The organism is Spiroplasma endosymbiont of Thecophora atra (assembly GCF_964019735.1).
GTDB classification, from domain to species: Bacteria; Bacillota_I; Bacilli_A; order Mycoplasmatales; family VBWQ01; genus Spiroplasma_E; species Spiroplasma_E ixodetis_A.
The window spans coordinates 794,411-815,661 of sequence record NZ_OZ026464.1 but is presented as its reverse complement, the minus strand read 5'-3'; the positions used below and the strand labels follow the sequence as shown (position 1 = coordinate 815,661).

General features: G+C 23.8%; 30 protein-coding genes and 1 riboswitch. Of the genes, 21 read left to right on the top strand and 9 right to left on the bottom strand.

Annotated features, from left to right (window positions below):
• The first annotated feature begins 198 nt into the window (after positions 1–198).
• Entirely contained in the window at positions 199–2,583 is a 2,385-nt protein-coding gene (lon, locus tag AACL05_RS04635; RefSeq protein ID WP_338960188.1) for an endopeptidase La, read from the top strand.
• A gap of 83 nt (positions 2,584–2,666) precedes the next feature.
• On the opposite strand, the gene AACL05_RS04630 is transcribed toward lon, so the two are convergent.
• From AACL05_RS04630 to AACL05_RS04620, 3 genes are all read right to left on the bottom strand, one after another.
• Complete coding sequence (locus AACL05_RS04630; protein WP_338960186.1) at positions 2,667–2,882, bottom strand: hypothetical protein; 216 nt, start codon at positions 2,880–2,882, stop codon at positions 2,667–2,669.
• A 73-nt stretch (positions 2,883–2,955) separates the two neighbouring features.
• A complete protein-coding gene (locus AACL05_RS04625; RefSeq protein WP_338960185.1) occupies positions 2,956–3,216 on the bottom strand; it encodes a hypothetical protein in 261 nt (86 codons plus the stop codon).
• A 192-nt stretch (positions 3,217–3,408) separates the two neighbouring features.
• On the bottom strand, positions 3,409–3,717 hold the full coding sequence (locus AACL05_RS04620; RefSeq protein ID WP_338985774.1) for a hypothetical protein: 309 nt from the start codon (positions 3,715–3,717) through the stop codon (positions 3,409–3,411).
• A gap of 241 nt (positions 3,718–3,958) precedes the next feature.
• Here AACL05_RS04620 and AACL05_RS04615 point away from each other — a divergent pair, with 241 nt between their 5' ends.
• Genes AACL05_RS04615 through AACL05_RS04605 form a run of 3 tightly spaced genes read left to right on the top strand, consistent with a single transcriptional unit; the run spans position 3,959 to position 5,786 of the window.
• Positions 3,959–4,765: an ABC transporter ATP-binding protein gene (locus tag AACL05_RS04615; RefSeq protein ID WP_338960181.1), complete on the top strand. Its 807-nt coding sequence runs from the start codon at positions 3,959–3,961 to the stop codon at positions 4,763–4,765.
• Positions 4,716–5,492 (top strand): hypothetical protein, encoded by a 777-nt coding sequence (locus tag AACL05_RS04610; RefSeq protein WP_338960179.1) that lies wholly within the window; start codon positions 4,716–4,718, stop codon positions 5,490–5,492. The genes AACL05_RS04615 and AACL05_RS04610 overlap by 50 nt, the downstream gene beginning before the upstream one ends.
• 54 nt (positions 5,493–5,546) lie before the next feature.
• Positions 5,547–5,786 (top strand): hypothetical protein, encoded by a 240-nt coding sequence (locus tag AACL05_RS04605; protein ID WP_338960177.1) that lies wholly within the window; start codon positions 5,547–5,549, stop codon positions 5,784–5,786.
• Positions 5,787–5,954: 168 nt separating this feature from the next.
• Here the strand turns inward: AACL05_RS04605 and AACL05_RS04600 are convergent, their stop codons facing one another.
• The 3 genes from AACL05_RS04600 to AACL05_RS04590 form a co-directional block, all read right to left on the bottom strand.
• Positions 5,955–6,905, bottom strand: coding sequence for an IS30 family transposase (locus AACL05_RS04600; RefSeq protein ID WP_338960236.1), 951 nt, complete (start codon positions 6,903–6,905; stop codon positions 5,955–5,957).
• Between the two features lie 567 nt (positions 6,906–7,472).
• Positions 7,473–8,210, bottom strand: a complete 738-nt coding sequence (locus AACL05_RS04595) for a hypothetical protein (protein WP_338960175.1) — start codon at positions 8,208–8,210, stop codon at positions 7,473–7,475.
• The gene (locus tag AACL05_RS04590) at positions 8,194–8,700 is read right to left on the bottom strand and encodes a hypothetical protein (protein WP_338985772.1); all 507 of its coding nucleotides are present in this window, start codon (positions 8,698–8,700) and stop codon (positions 8,194–8,196) included. Before AACL05_RS04590 ends, AACL05_RS04595 begins: the two co-directional genes overlap by 17 nt.
• A gap of 201 nt (positions 8,701–8,901) precedes the next feature.
• A riboswitch (TPP riboswitch) is annotated at positions 8,902–8,989 on the top strand.
• 60 nt (positions 8,990–9,049) lie between these two features.
• On the opposite strand from AACL05_RS04590, the gene AACL05_RS04585 reads away from it, so the two are divergent.
• The 17 genes from AACL05_RS04585 (at position 9,050) to AACL05_RS04505 (ending at position 17,284) form a co-directional block, all read left to right on the top strand.
• Positions 9,050–10,096 carry an energy-coupled thiamine transporter ThiT gene (locus AACL05_RS04585; protein ID WP_338960170.1) on the top strand — a complete coding sequence of 349 codons (1,047 nt, stop codon included), beginning with the start codon at positions 9,050–9,052 and terminating at the stop codon, positions 10,094–10,096.
• 168 nt (positions 10,097–10,264) lie between these two features.
• Positions 10,265–11,119 (top strand): rolling circle replication-associated protein, encoded by an 855-nt coding sequence (locus AACL05_RS04580; protein WP_338985770.1) that lies wholly within the window; start codon positions 10,265–10,267, stop codon positions 11,117–11,119.
• 68 nt (positions 11,120–11,187) lie between these two features.
• On the top strand, positions 11,188–11,328 hold the full coding sequence (locus AACL05_RS04575) for a hypothetical protein (protein ID WP_338960166.1): 141 nt from the start codon (positions 11,188–11,190) through the stop codon (positions 11,326–11,328).
• A gap of 199 nt (positions 11,329–11,527) precedes the next feature.
• The gene (locus AACL05_RS04570; RefSeq protein ID WP_338960164.1) at positions 11,528–11,815 is read left to right on the top strand and encodes a hypothetical protein; all 288 of its coding nucleotides are present in this window, start codon (positions 11,528–11,530) and stop codon (positions 11,813–11,815) included.
• Between the two features lie 49 nt (positions 11,816–11,864).
• Positions 11,865–12,059 carry a hypothetical protein gene (locus tag AACL05_RS04565; RefSeq protein ID WP_281749008.1) on the top strand — a complete coding sequence of 65 codons (195 nt, stop codon included), beginning with the start codon at positions 11,865–11,867 and terminating at the stop codon, positions 12,057–12,059.
• Between the two features lie 105 nt (positions 12,060–12,164).
• Positions 12,165–13,022: a hypothetical protein gene (locus tag AACL05_RS04560; protein WP_338960163.1), complete on the top strand. Its 858-nt coding sequence runs from the start codon at positions 12,165–12,167 to the stop codon at positions 13,020–13,022.
• 1 nt (position 13,023) lies between these two features.
• Positions 13,024–13,443 carry a hypothetical protein gene (locus AACL05_RS04555; RefSeq protein ID WP_338960162.1) on the top strand — a complete coding sequence of 140 codons (420 nt, stop codon included), beginning with the start codon at positions 13,024–13,026 and terminating at the stop codon, positions 13,441–13,443.
• Between the two features lie 16 nt (positions 13,444–13,459).
• Entirely contained in the window at positions 13,460–13,585 is a 126-nt protein-coding gene (locus AACL05_RS04550; protein WP_338960160.1) for a hypothetical protein, read from the top strand.
• Entirely contained in the window at positions 13,585–13,773 is a 189-nt protein-coding gene (locus AACL05_RS04545; protein WP_338960158.1) for a hypothetical protein, read from the top strand. The genes AACL05_RS04550 and AACL05_RS04545 overlap by 1 nt, the downstream gene beginning before the upstream one ends.
• A gap of 1 nt (position 13,774) precedes the next feature.
• Complete coding sequence (locus AACL05_RS04540; protein WP_338960156.1) at positions 13,775–13,975, top strand: hypothetical protein; 201 nt, start codon at positions 13,775–13,777, stop codon at positions 13,973–13,975.
• Between the two features lie 34 nt (positions 13,976–14,009).
• Positions 14,010–14,270: a hypothetical protein gene (locus AACL05_RS04535; RefSeq protein WP_338956747.1), complete on the top strand. Its 261-nt coding sequence runs from the start codon at positions 14,010–14,012 to the stop codon at positions 14,268–14,270.
• 148 nt (positions 14,271–14,418) lie between these two features.
• Positions 14,419–14,607 carry a hypothetical protein gene (locus AACL05_RS04530; RefSeq protein ID WP_338960154.1) on the top strand — a complete coding sequence of 63 codons (189 nt, stop codon included), beginning with the start codon at positions 14,419–14,421 and terminating at the stop codon, positions 14,605–14,607.
• A 2-nt stretch (positions 14,608–14,609) separates the two neighbouring features.
• Positions 14,610–14,807 carry a hypothetical protein gene (locus AACL05_RS04525; RefSeq protein WP_338960152.1) on the top strand — a complete coding sequence of 66 codons (198 nt, stop codon included), beginning with the start codon at positions 14,610–14,612 and terminating at the stop codon, positions 14,805–14,807.
• A 9-nt stretch (positions 14,808–14,816) separates the two neighbouring features.
• Positions 14,817–15,008 carry a hypothetical protein gene (locus tag AACL05_RS04520; protein ID WP_338956933.1) on the top strand — a complete coding sequence of 64 codons (192 nt, stop codon included), beginning with the start codon at positions 14,817–14,819 and terminating at the stop codon, positions 15,006–15,008.
• 2 nt (positions 15,009–15,010) lie between these two features.
• Positions 15,011–16,063, top strand: a complete 1,053-nt coding sequence (locus AACL05_RS04515) for a hypothetical protein (protein WP_338960148.1) — start codon at positions 15,011–15,013, stop codon at positions 16,061–16,063.
• A 9-nt stretch (positions 16,064–16,072) separates the two neighbouring features.
• Complete coding sequence (locus AACL05_RS04510; RefSeq protein WP_338960147.1) at positions 16,073–16,933, top strand: hypothetical protein; 861 nt, start codon at positions 16,073–16,075, stop codon at positions 16,931–16,933.
• A gap of 102 nt (positions 16,934–17,035) precedes the next feature.
• The gene (locus tag AACL05_RS04505) at positions 17,036–17,284 is read left to right on the top strand and encodes a hypothetical protein (RefSeq protein WP_338960145.1); all 249 of its coding nucleotides are present in this window, start codon (positions 17,036–17,038) and stop codon (positions 17,282–17,284) included.
• A 25-nt stretch (positions 17,285–17,309) separates the two neighbouring features.
• Here AACL05_RS04505 and AACL05_RS04500 read toward each other — a convergent pair whose 3' ends face one another.
• The 3 genes from AACL05_RS04500 to AACL05_RS04490 all read right to left on the bottom strand — a co-directional run bounded on the left by AACL05_RS04500 (position 17,310) and on the right by AACL05_RS04490 (position 21,229).
• Positions 17,310–18,491 (bottom strand): amino acid permease, encoded by a 1,182-nt coding sequence (locus AACL05_RS04500; protein ID WP_338960143.1) that lies wholly within the window; start codon positions 18,489–18,491, stop codon positions 17,310–17,312.
• On the bottom strand, positions 18,473–21,025 hold the full coding sequence (mgtA, locus tag AACL05_RS04495; RefSeq protein ID WP_338985768.1) for a magnesium-translocating P-type ATPase: 2,553 nt from the start codon (positions 21,023–21,025) through the stop codon (positions 18,473–18,475). The genes AACL05_RS04500 and mgtA overlap by 19 nt, the downstream gene beginning before the upstream one ends.
• Positions 21,026–21,094: 69 nt before the next feature.
• Positions 21,095–21,229 carry a hypothetical protein gene (locus AACL05_RS04490; protein ID WP_338960140.1) on the bottom strand — a complete coding sequence of 45 codons (135 nt, stop codon included), beginning with the start codon at positions 21,227–21,229 and terminating at the stop codon, positions 21,095–21,097.
• Between the last annotated feature and the right edge of the window lie 22 nt (positions 21,230–21,251).

Below are 21,251 nucleotides of genomic sequence, written 5' to 3'. Positions count from 1 at the left end.
TTTTTTTTTCAAAAAGTAAAAATTATCAAAAAAAAAATAAATGTAATAAAATACTACTAGTATAAATTAAATATGAATTAATAAGTGCTGCTGTAATAGTATAGTATAAATCAAAAATTAGATATTTTAGCAATTAAGTATTGCAAGTGCTAATTTTTTATATTATAATCCAGTTAATACATTATTTGAGGTGAGACAATGAAGATAAAAAATATTACTAATATTCCAGTACTAGTAACAAGAGGAAGTTTTGTTTTCCCAACAGTTGAAATAGAACTAGAAGTTGGCAGACATAAATCAGTAGCGGCAATTAATGAATCGGTAGCTAAGTTTAATTCAGAAATTATTTTAGTTTCGCAAAAGGATCCAAAAGTAGATAATCCTCAATTAAGTGAAGTCTACAATCATGGTACTTTGTGTAAAGTGCAAATTCAAAAAAGTCATAATGATGGTACACTTACCATATCTTTTTATGGACAACAAAGAGTTAAAGTTTCTAAGTTTTATGATGATAAATTTTATACAGGAGATGCTGAAACTTTAGTTAGTCCTAATGTTTCAAAATCATTAGAAGAAGAGTTGATCCAAAGAATTGTAAATAATTTACAACAGATTTTAGATGTTCATGGTTCAATTCCACAAGGTGTAATTAGTCAAATCACCGATGGAATGAAAGCTAGTGAAATTATTGATAAAATGGCTCAATTTTTACCATTTTTAACTATCAATAAACGCCAAGAAATTTTACAAGAAATTGATATTAATAAACGTTTAGATTTATTATTGAAAGATGTTGGTAGTCAAAAACAAGTTGGTGCTATTGAAAAGGATTTAACAGCTAAAATTAAAGATCGTATTGATGAACAACAACGTGAATATTATTTACGAGAAAGATTGCGTGCTATTAAAGAAGAATTAGGCGAAATTGATGGTAAGTCTAATGAAATGAAACGTTATTTAGAACGTTTAGAAACAGAAGAGTTTCCTGAAGCAATCAAAACTCGTGTTAAAGAAGAAATTAGTCGTTATGAAGATATGCCACAAGCTTCAAGTGAATCAAATATAATTCGTACATACATTGATTGAATGATGACTTTACCTTGATTTCAAAAAAGTGAAGAAAAATTTGATTTAATTAATGCAAAAAAAATTCTTGATAAATATCACTATGGTTTAGAAAAAGTTAAAGAAAGAATTATTGAATATCTTGCTGTTAAAAAAATGGCTAAGGCAATGCCAGGGCAAATTATTTGTTTAGTTGGTCCTCCTGGTGTTGGTAAGACTTCTTTAGCTAAATCAATTGCTGAAGCGATGGGGCGTACTTTCGTTAAAGTTTCACTTGGTGGAGTTAAAGATGAATCTGAAATTCGTGGTCATCGTAAAACTTATATTGGTGCGATGCCAGGAAGAATTATCCAAGGTATGAAACGTGCTAAAGTTATTAATCCATTATTTTTATTAGATGAAATTGATAAAATGTCATCTGATTATCGTGGTGATCCAGCTAGTGCTATGTTAGAAGTATTAGATCCTGAACAAAATGCTAATTTTTCAGATCATTATATTGAAGAAAATTATGATTTATCACAAGTTATGTTTCTAGCAACAGCTAATTATATGGAAGGTATCCCTGAACCATTAAAAGATCGAATGGAAATTATTGAGCTTTCTTCATATACAGAATTAGAAAAACTTGAAATTGCAAAAAAATATTTAATTCCTCGTGTTATTGAAATTACTGGTTTAAATAATAAAATGTTAAAATTTAAACCAAATTCAATTGAAGAAATAATTAAATATTATACAAGAGAATCAGGTGTTCGACAATTAGAAAGATTATTAAATAAAATTGCTCGTAAATTTATTGTTAAACTTTTGAATAAAAAAATTAGTACTGAAGAAATTGTTGCTGATAATGTTAAAGATTATTTAGGAAAACAAATTTTCGATTATACTAAAAAAGAAAATGAATCACAAATTGGAGTGGTAACTGGTCTTGCTTATACTCAATATGGTGGTGATATCTTACCAATTGAAGTAAACTACTTTAAAGGAAAAGGTAATTTAGTATTAACTGGTAAATTAGGTGAAGTTATGAAAGAATCTGCTACTATTGCTTTAGATTATATTAAAGCAAATGCTATTACTTTCAATATTCCTGATACTTTCTTTGCAGAACATGATATTCATATCCATGTTCCTGAAGGAGCAGTGCCAAAGGATGGTCCAAGTGCTGGTATTACTTTAACAACTGCAATTATTTCTGCTCTGACAAGTAGACCTGTATCAAAAGATATTGGTATGACAGGTGAAATTACACTTCGTGGTCATGTATTACCAATTGGTGGATTAAAAGAAAAATCAATTTCTGCTCATCGTAGTGGACTAAAAACAATTTTAATTCCAAAAGCTAATATAAAAGACTTAGAAGATATTCCAGAAGAAGTAAAGAAAAAATTAAATATTGTTTCAGTTGAATTTTATTCTGAAGTATATGATTTTATTTTTAATAAACATAAAGCAAAAATTCACTCACCTATTAATAATATTAAACCAACTTCAAGTATTATTGATGAAGGTTAAAATCTAATTAAATTATTAATAACTATAACTTTAAAAAAGTAAATACTAAAAACAAGTATTTACTTTTTTTATATAAAATTTTTTTATATTTGTGATAAATTTGATTTGCTTTTATTTGTTACAGAAAAATTAATTTCCGAATTTACACTTTTAATTATATTTTTTTTGTTAATTCGTAATATTAGTTCATTTATTTTTACTAAATTTTGTTGTTTAATTTCTTTAATTTTTGTTAAAATAGTTATTTTTGTTTCTATTTTTTTATTTCAATTAAATAATCCAATAGTAAGTATTTTCATTATTTTATTTATTTTTTTATTTATTTTTTTATTATTTAATTTTTTTGATAGGTTATTTATTGAATTTATAAAATTATTTTCTAATTTTTTTTGATAGGTTATTTATTGAATTTATAAAATTATTTTCTAATTTTTTTAAGGATTCTAAAGTTTTTATTTTTTTATTTAAAAATTGATAATGATTTTGAGTATTTTTTTTATTATTTTCTCAAAAGTCAAAAATATCATTGTAATCTTTACTATAAGTTTCAATCGGAAAATGTAAATAAAGATTAATAATATGATAATTATTTGCTATAAAGTTAACTTCTCTTTCTAAATCATTAATATCCATTTTTTAATGTCTCCTCTTTTAAAAAATAAAAAAACCCTTTACTTTTAAAATAAAGTAATGGGTTAAAACTTTGATCAAGTTTGTTTTTATATTATATATTATTTTAATTTTATAATTGAAAAATTAAATTATAAATAGTAAAAGTGTTGTTATTAATATTTTTTTTATATTTTTATATAAAAATATTTAAAATTAAAAAATTGTGCATGGTGGACAACATTTTTTACCATATTGCATATTAATTAATTCTTCTGAATTTATACTATTTATATCATCATTAGTTATTAGAAAAGTACTATCTTTTAAATATTGATCTTCATTATTTAACTGTTGAAGGTTAAAATTAAATTCTAGATTTCCATTTTCAATTTCATCTAAATGTTCTTCATAATCTACTAATAATTTTTGTTTTAAGTTAACAATTTTTTCATTGATTAAAGCAATTTCTTTCAATATCTTTTCTTTATTATTAAGACTAAAATTTTTGTTAAATGGATTCAAACTTTTTTCTAATTCTTTTTTCTCTTTTTTTAATTTTTTTATTTCTTTTTTTGTGCATTTTTTTTCATAATTTTCTCCTTTTAAAAATAAAAACTCATTTACTTTTTATGAAAATAATGAGTAAAAACCTAATAAAGTTTACAATATATTATATAATATTTTAATTTTTATAACTTAAAAAACAAGTAATATTTATGTAGTAATTATGATAAAATTATAAAGTTATAGGAAGGAAGTAATTATGATTAAAGATAAAAAAAATAATGTTGAAATCATTAATGTCAGTAAAAACTATGATAGTAATGAAGTCATTAAAAATGTTAGTCTGAATATTGCTATTGGTGCCAAAATTGGTATTGTTGGCCCCAATGGTACTGGAAAAACAACATTATGTGAAATGATTTCCCAACTTCGTAAACCAACAACAGGTACTATTAATATTAAACCTGATTTAAAAATAGGAATGCAATTACAAGAAACTAAATTTCCTCGTGGTCTAACTGGTTGAGATATGGCCCAATATTATATGAGAGCTTATCGTTTAAATAAGTCTGTTGAAGACATTCAAAAGTTATTGTACTATTTGGACGCTGAAGCATTTATTAATAAACCTATTATTACTTTATCGGGCGGTCAACAACAAAAAATTAATATTTTATTAGCATTAATTGTTGAACCAGATTTATTAATTTTAGATGAATTAGCTACGGGATTAGATTTAGAGGTACGTGAGCGAATTTATGAATTATTAGAAAAAGAAGTTTTTATTAAACCTAATCTTTCAGTATTGATTGTTTCACATAATATGCAAGAAATTGAACGTTTTTGTCAACAAATTATTTTCATGTTTGAAGGTTTAATTATTAGTATAAATGATGTTAAAACTGTTGTTAAAGAATATGGAAGTATTGAAGAATATGTTAAAACTAAATTTAAAGAATATAAAATAGGTATGTATGATAGCGAAGCGTTATTAAAAAGATTAGGAGGGGAAAATAATGAAAAATGAGCTAAGTCTTGAAAAAAACACCTTAAAAAACAAAAATAATGATTGATCTCTTCTTAATTTATTTTGAAGTTATTTAAAACGTAATCGTTCAATTATTATTTTTTCAGTTTTCGTTTCACCATTGATTTTTATTGGTGCATCAATTGGTGGAAATAATCAAATATTATCATCACCTGCTGGTAAAAATATTGGACGATTTATTTTGCTGATTATTTGATTGACACAAACTGCTTCCTTTTCAATTCAAACTTTTTTAGCTATTTTACTAGATTTAAAACAAAGCGTAGTTTATCGCCGCATTGGTTTAACAAGAATTAGCAAAACCAAGTTTATTATTATAACATCAATATTTAATTTAGCTTTAGTTTTAATTTCTGATATTATTATTTTTATTGGTATTATTATTATTGGTTATGTTGTTCCTTTATCTGGAATGATTAGTTCCATTTTTAATTGACAATTATTAATTATTATTTTATTTACATTATTTTTTTCTATTACTATTACTAGTATTGCTTTGCTAATGTCAGTTATTATTAAAAGTCGTACTGGACAAGCAATTGTTAGTTTATTTACTAGTTTATTAATTGTTGCGCCATTAATTATTTTAACTTACTTTTTAGCTAGTCTTATTGGTGAAGGATTAGTTTCAAGTATTGGTGCTGGTGCTGTTGTTGGTATTTTAGTAGGTATATTTATTGCCTTAAATCTTATTAGTTGTGGCATTTATTATTTAACTTGAAAACTATTTAAATGATTTGATTAATTTTTATAAAAGTATGTAATGAATTATAAAATAACAAAGGAGTGAAAATATACAATGCCTAAAAATATAAGAAAATATGTTATTGATGAACAACCAATTAATTATTTTGATAAAGTTAAAGCATGATTAGATAATCAAAATAAATTTGAAAATTTAGAACTATTATCAGAAGTTGCATCTCAACAAAACTATTTAAAACAAAGTGATAAGTTAAATACTAAAGTAATAAATCAATTAGAAAATAAATATTTGGAAAATGTTTCAAATTTAAATCAAAAATTGAAAATGTTTTAATATAATAACTTACTTATTTTTATTAATTTATAGTCTAATTATTTTTTATAAATAATTAGATTTTTATATATTAACAATATTTTGAAATAATAGGTTTATTAAAATACTCCTTTAAATTTATTTTTAAAGGAGTATGAATATTTAGCTAAATTGTAAAGGTAAGTGCAACTAAATTATTTTTCTATCCAAATATTCGATTGGTGAAAGATAATTTAGTATTTTTCTTGGTCTTTGGTTTAAAGACAATATAAATTTATGAACTTCATTTTTATTAGTTTTTGAAAAAATAAATTTTTTAGGAAATTTTTCTCTAATTAAACCATTAGTATTTTCATTAGTACCTCTTTGTCAAGGTGAATATGGATTGGCAAAATAAATTTTTATATCTAAATTTTTTTCAAGTTGTTGTCAATTTGAAAATTCTTTGCCACGATCAAAAGTAATAGTTTTAACAATGTTTTTAGGAAGAATTGATAAATAATAACTAACATTTTTATTAATAACTTTAGTAGTTCTGTTTTTAACTAATATTGCTAAAGTAAATCGTGATACTCTTTCAACTAAAGTTATTAAACATGATTTGCTTTTACCTCGTGATGATACTATAGTATCTCCTTCTCAATGACCAAGTGTTATACGATCATTAACATTTATATCTCGTTCTTTAATTGATTTACCATTAAACTTGCCACGATTTTCTTTAGATTTTCGTTTTTTACCTTTTCTTCTTAAATTTTTACTAGTAACTTTATCAAGCATTCCAAAATAAATTCAAGTATAAATTGTTTTAAAACTAATAACTCACTCTTTATGAAAATTTTTAATTCTGCCATAAATTTGTTCAGGTGATCAACCTAATAGTAATTTTTGTTGTACATATTTTACTAAATTCTTATTTTTAAACTTATGAAAACTAATATGTGATTGTTTTCGATTTTCAGCTTTATTTTGTGCAATTAATGAAAAATAATGATTATTATCTTTATTTCTATTAATTTCTCGAATAATAGTACTAATACTTCGATTAAGATTTTTAGCTATTTCACTAATTTTAAATTTAAATTTCAATTGATTCTCAATATAAATCCTTTCATCTATGCCAAGATGTTTATAACTCATATAAAAACTCCTTACTTTTTTCTAAACTAAATTTAGCATTATGAAATTTTTATATGAGAATTTTTTGCAATTTTATTTACTTGCACTTACAAGTATAACTCAGCTTTAAAAAATAAATTATGAGTATAATCGAAAACCGTTCCCTAAAATTGTTTTAATTTGTCCTCCACTTTCAGATCCTCATGTTTCACCATAATGAGCAATGATGATTTGAAAAAATCATTTTCCATTTTCTTCATAAAAAGTTAACCCTAATTTAATAGTTATTAATAAACTGGCAAGTAAGAAATTTTCTTTATTATTACATATGATAATATTACAAAAATTTGCTGGGTTAATAGGTCCATTTTTTGTTACTTTTGCATTTATTAAATATTTTTGAAAATTTAGATTTTTAACAACTTGATTAATGTTAATAGTTGGATATCCTGTATCGCCTCAGCTATAAGATGAATCTACATAATCTTCTGTACCATTTTCATTAAAAAAAGTAATATATTGATAATCAATTGGTAAACCATATTCTGTATTTCATTCAAATGTATGGATAAATGAATTATTTCTAGTCTATTTTCAATAACTTATATCAGTTAGTCTTCTGTTATTAAAATGAAATTCTGTTGTTTTTCATCATATTTTTGTCATTTTTTTAAATTCTGTTTGTTTTGTTGGACATTTATAAATGCCATTAATAGTTAAAACATAAATATTTTTATTACTATCAAAAGTAATATTACTAACATCATATGTATCATTATCAATCACTTTCATTTCAATAAAATTTGATTGTAAAAAATCAAATTTATAAACTTTATTTATTGCAGAGTTATTATTAGTTATTATATAAATATTTTTATTACTTATTATTATTTTTTTGATTATTCCATCTATTGCTGAATTATTTATTTTCTTAAAGTATTTTTCTTTTACTGAATACTTATAAATATTATTATTATCTGCAATATAGATAGTTCCATTTTCATCTGTTACTAAAATAGCATTAACAGGTACTCCTCAATGTTCACTTATTATTATAAATTCTGTTTGTTCTGCTGGATATTTATAAATACTATTATTTGCAATTACATAAATGTGTCCATCTTTACCAGTTGTTAAAAGAGAAATTTGTAATGTTTCTTTATTTGTATCTATATTTAATTGTTTAAATTCGTTGTCATGTTCTAAACACTTATAAATACTATTTGCAAAAGGAACATGAAGATTATTATTAGCAGTGATATAAATATTTCCATATTTATCAATACTTATGTGACTCAGAAAATTAATGTTAGTTGGTAATGTCATTTTTTTTAAATTCTCATTCTCCCGCTAAACATTTATAAATACTATTATTAGCTATTATAAAAACATTTCCGTCTCTCTCATTAATTTTTAAAAATCTAATATTTTCTAATTCTTTAGGTACTATCATTTGTTGAAAATATGTTTGTGTTGCAAGACATTTATAAATATTATTATTAGTTGCTACATAAGTATTTTTATCTTTATCAGTTTTTATAAATTTACCATTAGCAAATTCTTTAGGTACTATCATTTTTTCGAATTCTGTTTGTTCTGCTAAACATTTATAAACAGTATTATTAGCAAGTGCATAAATATTTCTATTTCTATCAGTTGTTAAAGACTTAATTTCATTTATTTTTCAATTATTATTTTCATTTTTAATACTTGTTTTAATTTTATTATTTGTGTTATTGATAAATAAGGTATTTAAACTGTTTGTACTTGCTATTGCTAAAATTGTTGTTGTAATTAGTGTTGATATCTTTTTCATATTTAAAAAACTCCTTTTTATTTTTTCCCAATAACTTCTTATTTTTAAGAAGTGAATATATTTTATTTTTTTTCAAATAAATTTCAAATAAAAATAGAACAAATTTTAATTTAAACTAAAAATCATAAAAAATATATTTTATATTTAAAAAAATATTTTGAATGTTATAATAGTAGTAAATATGGATTAATTTGCATATATTATATAAAGCAGGGGTGGCATTGCCTGAGAAATACCCTATAACCTGATCTAGTTAGTACTAGCGGAGGGAGACTTTATTTTTTATATTTTAAAAAATGATAACTCCTTTTTGTTATGTAAGATAAATTAAAGGAGTTATCATTTTATTATGTTTAAAGAACAACTATTAACAACTATCAATTATAATAAAATTAAAAGCAAACTGGGGGTAGGAATGTTAATTAAAGCATCAGCCATTTTTAGTTTAATTACTCTTTTAACATTAACAGTTATTATTAGTATTTTACCTGCTAGTAGTATTAATCACTTTTTTAAAGTTACTACTATTATTGGTTGACAATTTTATAGCAGTAAAATTTATTTAATATTAATTCTTTGTTTATTATTAATTTCATCAATTTTATTATCTGTTATTACATGAACAGTTAAAATAGAAGATATGCATAAAAATATTGTTATTGTTACATTACTATCAATTTTTAGTATCAATCCCATTGCATTAATTTTTAATTGAATTAAACATTATCAATGACAAAAAGAAGAAACTTTTGCCATTTTAAAAACAAGATGATGAACTAATTTTAAATTTGCATTTGGTATTAAACGATGATTAGTTATTGATTATACAATTATTGGTTTATTTACTGGTGTAAATATTGCTTGTGCTTTTATTGAACAAAATTTATTACCAAAAATGCCATACGGCGGCGGTATTGCTATTAAATATATACCTTTAATGGTTATTAGTTATATTATTGGCTTTGCAGGTGGATGATTAACGGGTATGATTAGTGCTTTAATGTCATTATTATTTATTGGTGGTGGTTATGTTATTAATGCTTGAAGTTATTTATTAGATTATTTTTTGCCAATGACAACGCCCGCTATTATTTCATTATTACGTTTTAATTTAAAAGCTGATAAATCAATTTTTACTTATATTAATTATTTTTTACATTGTTTTTTAGTTTGTTTAATTATTTATTTTTGACAAACAATAGCAGGATATTTTATTTGATCACAAATTACTAATGCTGACGGAAGTAAAAATATTTGATCAGGATTTAATCCTCTTTTTTACTCATTAGTTTACAATTTTATTCATATTTTTTTGTTTACTTATCCAATTATGCAATTAACAATACCTTTTATTTATCGTGGTTTAGTTAGTCACTATGTAGAAAGATATCGTTAGAATAGTAATTGTAATTACTATTTCTTTTTTAAATAGCGTTATAATATTAATTGAATTAAGTAACATAATTCACCGCAAGATAATTTATTAATTATTTTGTTTTTTGTGTTATGATTATTTTGTTATTAAAATATATAAAATTATAATTAATTCCTAGGAGTTTTATATATGCAAGAAAATTTTTATATTAAAAAAGTTTATTATGGTGCTTATGTTAAAAATATAATTTTACCTATGAGTGCTATATTAACTAATAAGCGTAATGAAATTGGTATTAAAAATTTAGGTATTAATAATAAAAAGTTGCGTAATAGTACTATTCGTACTAAAACAAAATTAATACATAAAGCGTATCATAATTTTTATAATTCAAAAGTTTTAAGTTTTGTTACTTTAACTTATGCTAAAAATATGCAAGATATTAATAAAGCAAAACATGATATTGCTATATTCTTCAAACGTTTAAAGCGTTGATGAAATAACCCTAAACGTGTTAAATATTTAGGTGAGTTAAAATATATGTATGTTTATGAATATCAAAAGCGTGGTGCTATTCACTTTCATATATTATTTAATAGAAAAATACATAAAAGTATGTTGCCACAATGATGACCATTTGGTTTTAATGATGTAAGAGTTGTTAAAAAAGGTACTAATGAAAATATAGTTAAGTATTTAAGTAAATATGTTGTAAAAGTGCAAAATGATATAAAATCTCAAAATCAGTATGATTTAGGTGTTCGTGCTTATGCTTTTTCTCGTAATTGTTCTAATCCAAAAGTAGTTAAAGGCCAAAAGATAATGTTATATCAACGTTTAATTGACGCTTCTATTAATGCTTTACATACACAATTTTTTAAAAAGAAAATTGATAATTTGGGTCGTACTATACTTTTTGGTGGTAGTTTTGATACTACTGTTTTTGGTGATAATTTTAAAGATTATGATGAATATATCTCAATTGATAGTATTAGGTTTAGGAATGCAATTAAGCGTGTACCTAGAATTTTACATTTACATTAAATTATATTTTAATTGTTTTTTAAAATTTTATTTTTGATATATTTATTTAAGAAAGGAGTTGTACTTAAATGAATATTTTAAAAAGAGTTATTATGTGTATTTCAATATTTTTATGTTTGACCATTATTTGAATTCCATTTCATTTTATGCTTAAAACTTTAATTTATGGTGATAAACGTGAAAAAAAAGTTCAAACTGTTAAATCTTAATATGATTTTTAAAGAAAATACTTGTATATATAATGGTTAATAGCAAAAATGTAAGGTTTTACCTAGGAATTTAACTTTATGTTTTTGCGTTTTTTTGTTGTAAATTTTAATTTTTATGTTATATTATAATTAATAATGTTAATTACCCACATTATTAATCTGGTTATTAATATAACCTAATTCCTAGGAGGTTAATAAAATGTATTTTCTTTGTCAATTGACAAAAATTAGAAGTAATGAAGTAATTAAAGATGAAAAAAGTGGTAAGTCCAAAAATTATGATGTACTTATTTTTTCGTCGTTTTATGTTACTGATAAAGGTATTAAAATATCAACTGGTGAAAAATCTAAGGATAAATGAGTTTTACATGATAGTGAATTATTTACTAAACTTTCTAAAATGAATTTAAGTCTTGGTTCTTATTATGATGTTGAAATAACATGAGAAGCAAAAATAATTGACATACATAATTTAAAAACTAAATAGTTATTTATTATAGGGTAATTGGTAAATAATTATTTAAAGGATTTAAGTTATGTCAAAAATTAATAATTGTGCTTGTCAACAACATTTTCATTTAGCAATGTATGTATGCAAACTTTGCGACCAAGTAATTTGTCCTAAAAGAGTTTTACAAAATTTATATACTGGGAAATATTATTGTCCAAATTGTATATTAAATATTGCTTTGGTTAAACAAAAAGAACAATTACAACAAAAAGAAAATTAAAAATTAAATAAGGGGCATATATATACTTTTTAGTGTATTTTTGCTCCTTACTCTAATTAGTATAAATATGCTCCTTATTAGTATATAAAGTAAGGAGTTTTATTTATGCCTAATGAGTTAGAACAAACTAGTAATTATACTTTACCTAAAATATTAAGAACTGGATTAAGTCCATTAAGTGCTATGGTTGGAGTTAGTGCTTATTATGGTCAATATTTAAAAGACCCAATTTTAGGTTCTATTAATTCTTTGTTATTTAGTAAAAAGTTAGGAATTGATATATGGAATATTAATCAAAGACCAACTACTAGAAATAAAGTTATTAATAGTTATAAAAAGATATTTTTAGGATTAGGAACAATTGGTTTAATTAATTATGCTAAGTTTGTTCAGTATGTAAATAAGTCAACTTTTTTATTAAGAGATGAACCTTGTTTTTGACCACCTTGCCCTACTGAGCCACCAATTCCTACTCCAATACCAACACCTAAACCAGTAGTTGATAATTATTTTGTAGATTGAGATACTTATATATCTTTAAATAGTTTTGGTATAGCGAATGTTATTAGTGGTTTAACTGAGTTAATACCTAATAGATTTGAAACTATACGTAAAATAGCAAATATGGGTACTGGTGGTTGTTTGATTAGTAGTGGTGTTGCTATGGGTATTAATAATAATTTTAATAATTATTTTGCTATTCCTACGATTATTGTCGGAGCAAGTGAAATTATAAATACTTTACTGTTGCCATTAGGAAATACACATAATAATACAGAATTACAAGAAGTGTTTACTGATGAAAGAGCAAGATTAATTAATGGCAGTGTTAATCATTATCAAAGTACAGATGACGGTATGGTTGATATTGATTTAAATGATGATAGTATGTCAGAGATTAATTTAGATAGAGCAAGTTTAAACTGGGATTATTCTTATGCTTATACACTAGGTGGTGTTTAAAGTGAAAATATATATGTGATGAATTTTAAAATTTATGGTATTAACTGGATGTATTACATTTAGTATATTTTTAGGATTAATTCCTAGCATTATAGTTTTAGGAATTGTTGCAATTAAACCAGTATCTATTTTAATTGGTATTGTTGTGGGTTATATTGGTATTCCATGAAATAATATTAAAAATAAAATAACAAATTGAGTTTTTAAGAGAAAAGAAAATAAATTTATTAAAAAGAATGATTTAAAAGTTGAAAGAAAAAGATATGAAAAACAAAAATTAGAAAGAAAATTTCTAAATTTAAATAATCAAGTAAAAGAATTAAAACAAACATTAGAATTTCAAAGTAAATTATTAGAAATTAATAATGAAAATTTAAGAAATAATGAACAAAATAAAACTATAAGAACATTTATTTTATAAGGAGTGAATTAATTTTATGAAAAAAGATAAATGAAAAAATATGTCAAGACAAAAGTTGCATAAGAAAAAGGCAAAAAGAAATTTTGACCAAAGATTATATGAAAATATGAGTTTTGATAGTTTTTTAGGAGGTAGAAAATAATGGTTAAATGAATAGTTGTGATAATTGCTGTGCTTGGTACTTCTTGGGCTTTTAAAGGTACTATTAAAAAGTTAGTTTGAAAATTTAAACATAGAAAACACAATGTAGTTGACCCAGATTGTTGATATTGTAAAGAACAAAAACGTAAAGAAAGAGCAAGAAAAGAATTAGAGGAGGGAGGTGATTAGTATGCCAAAAGGGTTAAGTGCTTTAATAGAAATGATTGGAGGTATTGGTCAAAAATTACTAGAATCTTTTAGTTATGTTTTTAATTGAGTATTTGCGGGTGATTTTATAATGACAAATTGACCGGTATTAATTCCAATATTTATGATGGTCTTAGTATTTATTAAAGAATTTATTGGACATATTATTCGTGGATTTAGATAGAAAAAATTAAAGTTGTTTTTAGGAGGTAATAGTTATGATTAAATTATTTTTTGCAATAATTTTTGTTTTTCCTTTATTAGGTAAACTTTTACCTTCTTTAAATAATATTGTGCAAAATATTTTACAAAGTTATATTACTGATTTTTCTGGTTTACATAATTTGTCTTTGGTTATTAAAAGTTTTATTTTTGGTGATAGTTCACAACAAATAGTTTCAATGCCAGCACCATTGTTAGCAATTATTTTAGTACTTTTTACTTTTTCATTAATTTTAAAATTATTAAAAATAATATAGGAGTAGTTTATTATGGGTGTTGCTTTTATTTCAAAAGTTTTAGAACTATTTGGACAAATTTTTATGACATTTTGAAATTTGCCAATGGCAGATTTAGGTTTTAATTTGGGTACTTTTTGGTGTTTTTATTCTTTTAATAAAGTTTGCTATGTCAGTTTTTTTAAATATTGATATTCAGCCAGTTTCTACATCGGGTACTGTAAAGAAAAGTTACAAAAATATTAAAGGTAGTTCAAAATTTGTTGGTAAGCAAATTGCTAAACAACATGAAAGAAAACGTTTAAGAAATAAGGCTAAGGGTGTTGAAAATAAAAAAGGGAAGTTTGTAGGTAATTAGTTATGAGTGATTTTGTTAATAGTATATTGCATTTAATTTTTATATTTTCTAGTAATGATATTGGTATATTTTTAAATCAAACTAATATTACTGATGAAGTTTATATTTTGTTTAATTTGACTTTTTGGTTGGTATTAGGTGTATTTTTTAATTTTATTTATCGTAGTATTAAATTTATTTTTAGGTCATTGTTTGGGTAGGTGTTAAATATGAGTGTTTGAGATATTTACAATAAAATACATCAATGTATAGTTGATTATTGAACTATGTTTATAGGAAGTCCAGTTGACCAATTTACTACTATTTTATGAAATTTAGTAGTTTATGGAACGCAGTTTTTTATTGGATTTATTATATTTTATGGTTTATGATGAGTTTTAAGATGTTTGTTTGGTAAATAATTATGTGATTTAAATTTGCTAAATTATTTTTTGTTGTAAATACTTCTGTTCAAGCACCAACTAGTTTAATTGCTTCAAATGACCCTAATGTTGTTAATTATGATATTACAAAAGAAATGGTTAAACATGTTAAGTATCATAATTTTAATGATTGAGCAACAATTCCATGAAATTCTGCTTATTTTGATGTTGACCAGCCGGATTTAAAATTAGTAAGTGGTGAATTTATTGGTAATCAGGGTACTTATATATGTTCTTATTATAGTGATACAATTGGTGTTCCGTCACAAGAGATAAATATGGGGTCTGGTGTTTATACTTTTAATAGAAAACAATTGGATGAATTTTCACGTATTATGTTTAATCATAATTATGTTACAGAAAAGAATACTAATCGTTTGAATTTTGTTAATAATGATAGGAGAGTTATAAATTTTCAAACACAGTTAAATTTTGAAATTGATAAACCTTTAAGTTTTTATATTCAAGGTTTTATGTTTTATTTTGAATATGAATATTTTAAAACTTTTACTGCTAATTTTGTTTTTAGTTTTTTAGATAATGTTGGTGATACAAAGTATGTTTTTAAAGGTAAGGTTGATAATGATATTTATCAGCAAGATTTATATAATTTTGTTACTATGCCTATTCGTGTTCCAAATTTAAGACATTTAACAGTATTTTTTGATGTTCATGGTGATTCATTTTCACATATGTCACCACGGTTAAATTTTGGTCAAATTAATATTTTTTCAAGTGAGAAAGTAACACCATTCCCACCAAATAGTCCTTTTAACCCTGAGTATGAACGTGTTAGTTGATATGATGTTTTTGGTCATTTGCGTAATGCTTTTAGATGAGTACTTTATGGTGTTGTTGGTAAAGTTTTACCAGTTGAACCATTAAGACAATTTCTTTTTACAACAGATAGTTTATTATGACATATTTTTTCAGATACGATTAGTACTGCTTTAAATGTTGATATTGTTAGTGGAATAGAAAATATTATACCTTTATGATTATTTGTTAGAGCAATTAGTTTAATTATAGGTTAGGAGTTTATTATGCCTTGATATGGTTATGTGTTATTAGTTATAGGTTTGATTATAATTATTTATCCAATTCTTATAACTATTCGTAATCTTAAAATTTTAAAACGAGTTGGTAGTTATATTATTTCAGCACCTCCAAGGACTGGCAAATCTGCCCTTGCTTGTTGTTTAGCACAAAGTCATAAGAAACGAGTAGTTAGTCCTTTCCCTATTAAGTTAAAGACTGGTTATTCTTATTTGGTTAATTATAACGATGTTTTTACTTTTAATCAGTTAGCAAGTAATTATGCTTTTGAGGAACAAGATTTAATAATTTTAGATGAATTAGTATTAAAAATAAATTCTAATGATTTAGGAGTACAGTTTAAAAATCAACAAGAAAGTTTAGGACAATTTTGTAAGTTAATAGGTCACATGTTTAATGGTACAATGTATTTGATTGAACAACACCCTAATAGAATACCAGTACAAGCAAGAGAAAAAGTTGAGTATGTTGTTCAAGTTAAACGTATGCGTTTTTTGGGTTTTATTGTTATATTTAATCTTAATTTATATATTAATATTGAGGATTATAATAAAGTAGTATTTTCACGTCGTAGAACAAAGAAAATGATTAAACGAGGTATTATGCCTCCAAGTTATAGTGGTGAAGCAATGGCTATGACTTTATTTTTTCCTAGACACTGGTTAAAAAGGTATAATTCACGTGCTTTACATTATGTGCATGAACTTAAAAGTGAATTGTCACCTAAAAAATACCTTAAAGAAGCAAGTAGTATTGATATGACTTATAGCGATATTAAGTCTGCTGGATTGGATAAATTGGATAATATTTTAAAGAAAAAAGATAAACCTAAAAATAAAGATAAATAAAAATGATTATAGTCCCAGTGAACCTACTGGGACTATAATTTGGGTGAGCCACGTAGTGGCGAGGGACGAAGTCCCTATATACTTGTAGAAAGGGTGATTATAATGAAAAATGATGAAATAATCAAAGAAGATATTATTATTATGGATGCTGATATTAAATTAATGAATAAAGCATTAAATGAGAAAAAGGTTGTATTAGCAGCAATTGAATTAGGAAAACATGCTCAACATACAATTGATATTGGTTGATCTGAACATTTTCAAGCATATGCTAAATTAAAAAGTACAACTACTACTGGTACTTGTTTTTGTAAAAAACCAGCAACTCATTTAGTTTATTTTTGATGATAATAAGATAATATAATTTTTAAATATTTTAATTAACTACTAGATGAGAATTAAAAATAAATTCTTTATCTAATTGATTTTGATATTCTGGATTTGTTATTAATCTTTGTTTTAGTTTTGGTTTATAATAAGTAAAATAAATAATAGTAGCAATTATAATAAATACTCAAAACATTAAAAACTTAATCGCAATTGCAATTAATATGATTCCTTTGTTGCTTACTAAATCATGAATCATATTATAATTAAAAATAATGAATTGACTAATTAAAAATAATAAACAGATAATAAACATAATTCATTCAATAACTTTTATTTTTATTTTTTTATAATAACCCATAACACAAGTTGCTGCTATAACAAAAAGATAAACAAAGATTGTTATATTAGTTGTAAATCCCAATATTTGGTTATAATTAAAACTAATTCCAATTAAATCCGGAATTATTAGCATAATAATACAAACTATAATTGTAATTATAAAATTAATAGTATTACCATACATTGCAATATTTTCTTTATTTAATTTGGCTATTTTTTCACTAATGTATCCTTCTTTGGCTAATGGTTGTAGCATAGCTCCAGAATATAGCGCTACTTGTATTACACCATTCAATTTAATTGATAAAGTACAAATAACTAGTAAAATGATACCCGTTGTACCAGCAATGCCAGCAATAACATTATTTGGGTTATAATTATTACCACCATTTGCTCATCCGTTATTACCATTAGGTCCCTGCGAACTGATGGCACCAATAATTAAAATTGTAATCATTAAATAAAAAATAGTTGTCAAAAATAAGACAATAATTGTTCCCCTACCTAAATTTTTATTAGGATTTTTAACATTTTTTCCAATAACAGTAAAGGTCTCAAAACCAAGGAAAAAGTAGAAAAAATTACTAAAAGCATTATTAAAAATATTAATTGTAAAATGAAGATGTTTAGTACCAACAAATGCTTGTTGATAAACTATAGTGCCGTTTTTGATTACCAGAATAATGGCACAAATAATCAAAAAACAAGTTGACAGTCATTTAATGATTCCTGAAATATTAACAAATCAACGAAAACCTCTTAATCCAAAATAGATACAACTTGTAACCAAACAATAAACTATAATTCCTAAACTATCAATAAATAAATTAGATCATCTATCAGGTAATCAAGAAAAAAATGATAATTGGTTTAAGTTAATTCTAAACATTGAAATAATACCACCAATCAAGTACCACGACTTTGAATAAAAGGAATTTTTTCAGTTCTAAACATTTGTACTATTAATGTTTGTGTTAATAAACCTTCAATAAATCATCCTGAGTTGAACATATTAATATTTTCTGCAGAAGGATTACCAAAGACACCAAATCCAAATCCTAAAATTGCAAAAGTAGAGATATCAAAAATGCTACTTATAGGTCCATTAATAAAAGCAAATGGTAACATTCCTTTTGGATTTCAGCGTTGTGGTTTTAATAAAAATGATGGATCAACACGATCAAAGGCAATTGTAAATTGTGAAATATCATATAATAAATTTTGAAATAATAATTGTACTGGTGACATTGGTGCAAAAGCAAATCATGCTGATGCTACTAGCACACTAAAGACATTACCAAAGTTAGAAGCAATCGTGATTTTAATATATTTTAAAATATTACCAAAAATGCGACGACCTTCAATAATACCTTTTTCTAAAACTAATAATGATTTTTCTAATAAAATGATATCTGATGCTTCTTTTGCAATATCAGTAGCATTATCAACAGAAATTCCAACATCAGCATTTCTTAATACTAAAGCATCATTAATACCATCACCCATGAAACCAACGACGTGATCATTACTTTTTAAAGTTTGAATAATCTTTGCCTTTTGTAATGGGTTTAGTTTAACAAAAATATTATTATTTTCAACAATTCTTTTTAATTCATATTCAGTTAGGCCAGTTAATTGTTCACCAGAAATTAATCCTTTAATTTCTAGATTAACACGATTACAAATTGCTCTTGTTACTAATTCATTATCACCAGTTAATATTTTAAGATCAACACCATGTGTTTTTAGCAATTTGATCATTTTTGTTGCTGTAGGTTTTGGTGTATCAAGAAAAGTTACAAAACCAAGAAAAATTAAATTTTTTTCGTTTGTTTCATTATATTTATTATTAGTAAGATTTGTATCTTCATATGAGACATCTAAGACACGTAATCCTTGTTCATTTAATTTTGTTATTTTTTTATTAACCATTTTCATTAAATCAGAATTTAATGGTATTACTTTATCTTGATAAACTATACGATTACATGTATTAATAACTTCTTCAATTGCACCTTTACAAATTAATTTTTTATTATTTAATTTATCTTCTAAAACAATTGTTAATTTACGACGATTAAAATCAAAAGGAATTTCATCAATTTTTTGATAATAATTACTTATATTTTTTAATTTGTTTTTTTCTCCAAATTCAAGTATTGAATTATCCATTGGATTTTTTATTCCTGTTTGAAAATAACTATTTAAATAAATAAACTTAATTAAGTCATTATTTGTTTTATTATCCAATGTTATATGGTTGACTACTTCAATATTATCATTAGTTAAAGTTCCTGTTTTATCAGTACATAAAATATCAATTGCACCTAAATTTTGAATAGCAGCTAGTTGTTTAACAACTACTTTTTGTTTACTCATTTTACTAGCACCTCGCGCTAGATTAGAGGTAACAATCATTGGTAGCATTTCAGGAGTCAAACCAACAGCAACCGAAATTGAAAAAATAAATGCTGCAGGTCAATTGTTTTTTAAAAGACCATTGATAATTAACACAATGGGTACCATTACTAGCATAAAGCAAATTAACATTAAAGTAACGCGTTTAATTCCTTTGGAAAAACTGCTTAATGGACGTTGTTTATTTATTGTATCAGCAATAGTAGCGAAGTAGGTGTTAGTAGCTGTTGCTATAACAATAGCAATTGCACTTCCAGAGACAACACTTGTTCCCATAAAACAAATATTTTGTAAATCAAATAAGTTTTGATATGCAGGATCGTTAATAGCGTGTTTTTCAGCAGGTAGTGATTCTCCTGTTAATGATGATTGATTAATAAATAAATCATTGCTTAATAAAATTTTTAAATCAGCAGGAATTAAATCACCCGCTGATAAATAAATTAAATCACCTGGTAATAATTCATTAACATTTATTTCTTGTGCTTGTTTAATTATTTTAATTGAGTTTTCTTTAGTAATTTGATTAATGTTTATATTACGAATAACAGTAGTTGTATTTTTGACCAAAATTGTTAAATGTTTAGTAATAAAAAAAGCTCGTATTGATTGAATGTAAATTAGGGTTCCACTTAATAAAATCATAGTTCCAACAATAATAGCGGCAACCAATGAATAAATTGAAGTATCATTTGTTGTAAAATATGAGAATAAATTATAGATAGTAATAATTGATAAAATTATATTGAATGATCCAAAATATGCTTTTAAAAATTCTAAAATTCAATTAAATTTTGTATTTTTTAAAGTATTAATACCATATTTTTTTCTTCTTATTTCAATTTGGTCTGTTTTAAGACCAAAATTATGTAAATCTAAATTTTTTAGTAATTGTTTTTGGTTAAAATGTGCAATTTGTTTAATATAATCACCATTTGTGTAAACTAATGGTTTTTTAAAACTAAATTGTAATTTAAAATAAATTTTGTTTAAAAAAATCTTCATAATTTCTTTACCTCCTTATTTTTCTTATTTTAAGACTTTTAAATAAGGATTTAGAAATTTATTAACACGCTAAAAAAATATTTTTTTAGTAAAAATACCAGGAGAATATTTAACTGAATCTTTATTTAAAAGTACACTTTTAAAATTACTAATTTTTAAATTAGTATTATTTTTCTTATTATAAACGGAATCGCTGTCAGTCATGATATCACTCTCCTTTATCCTT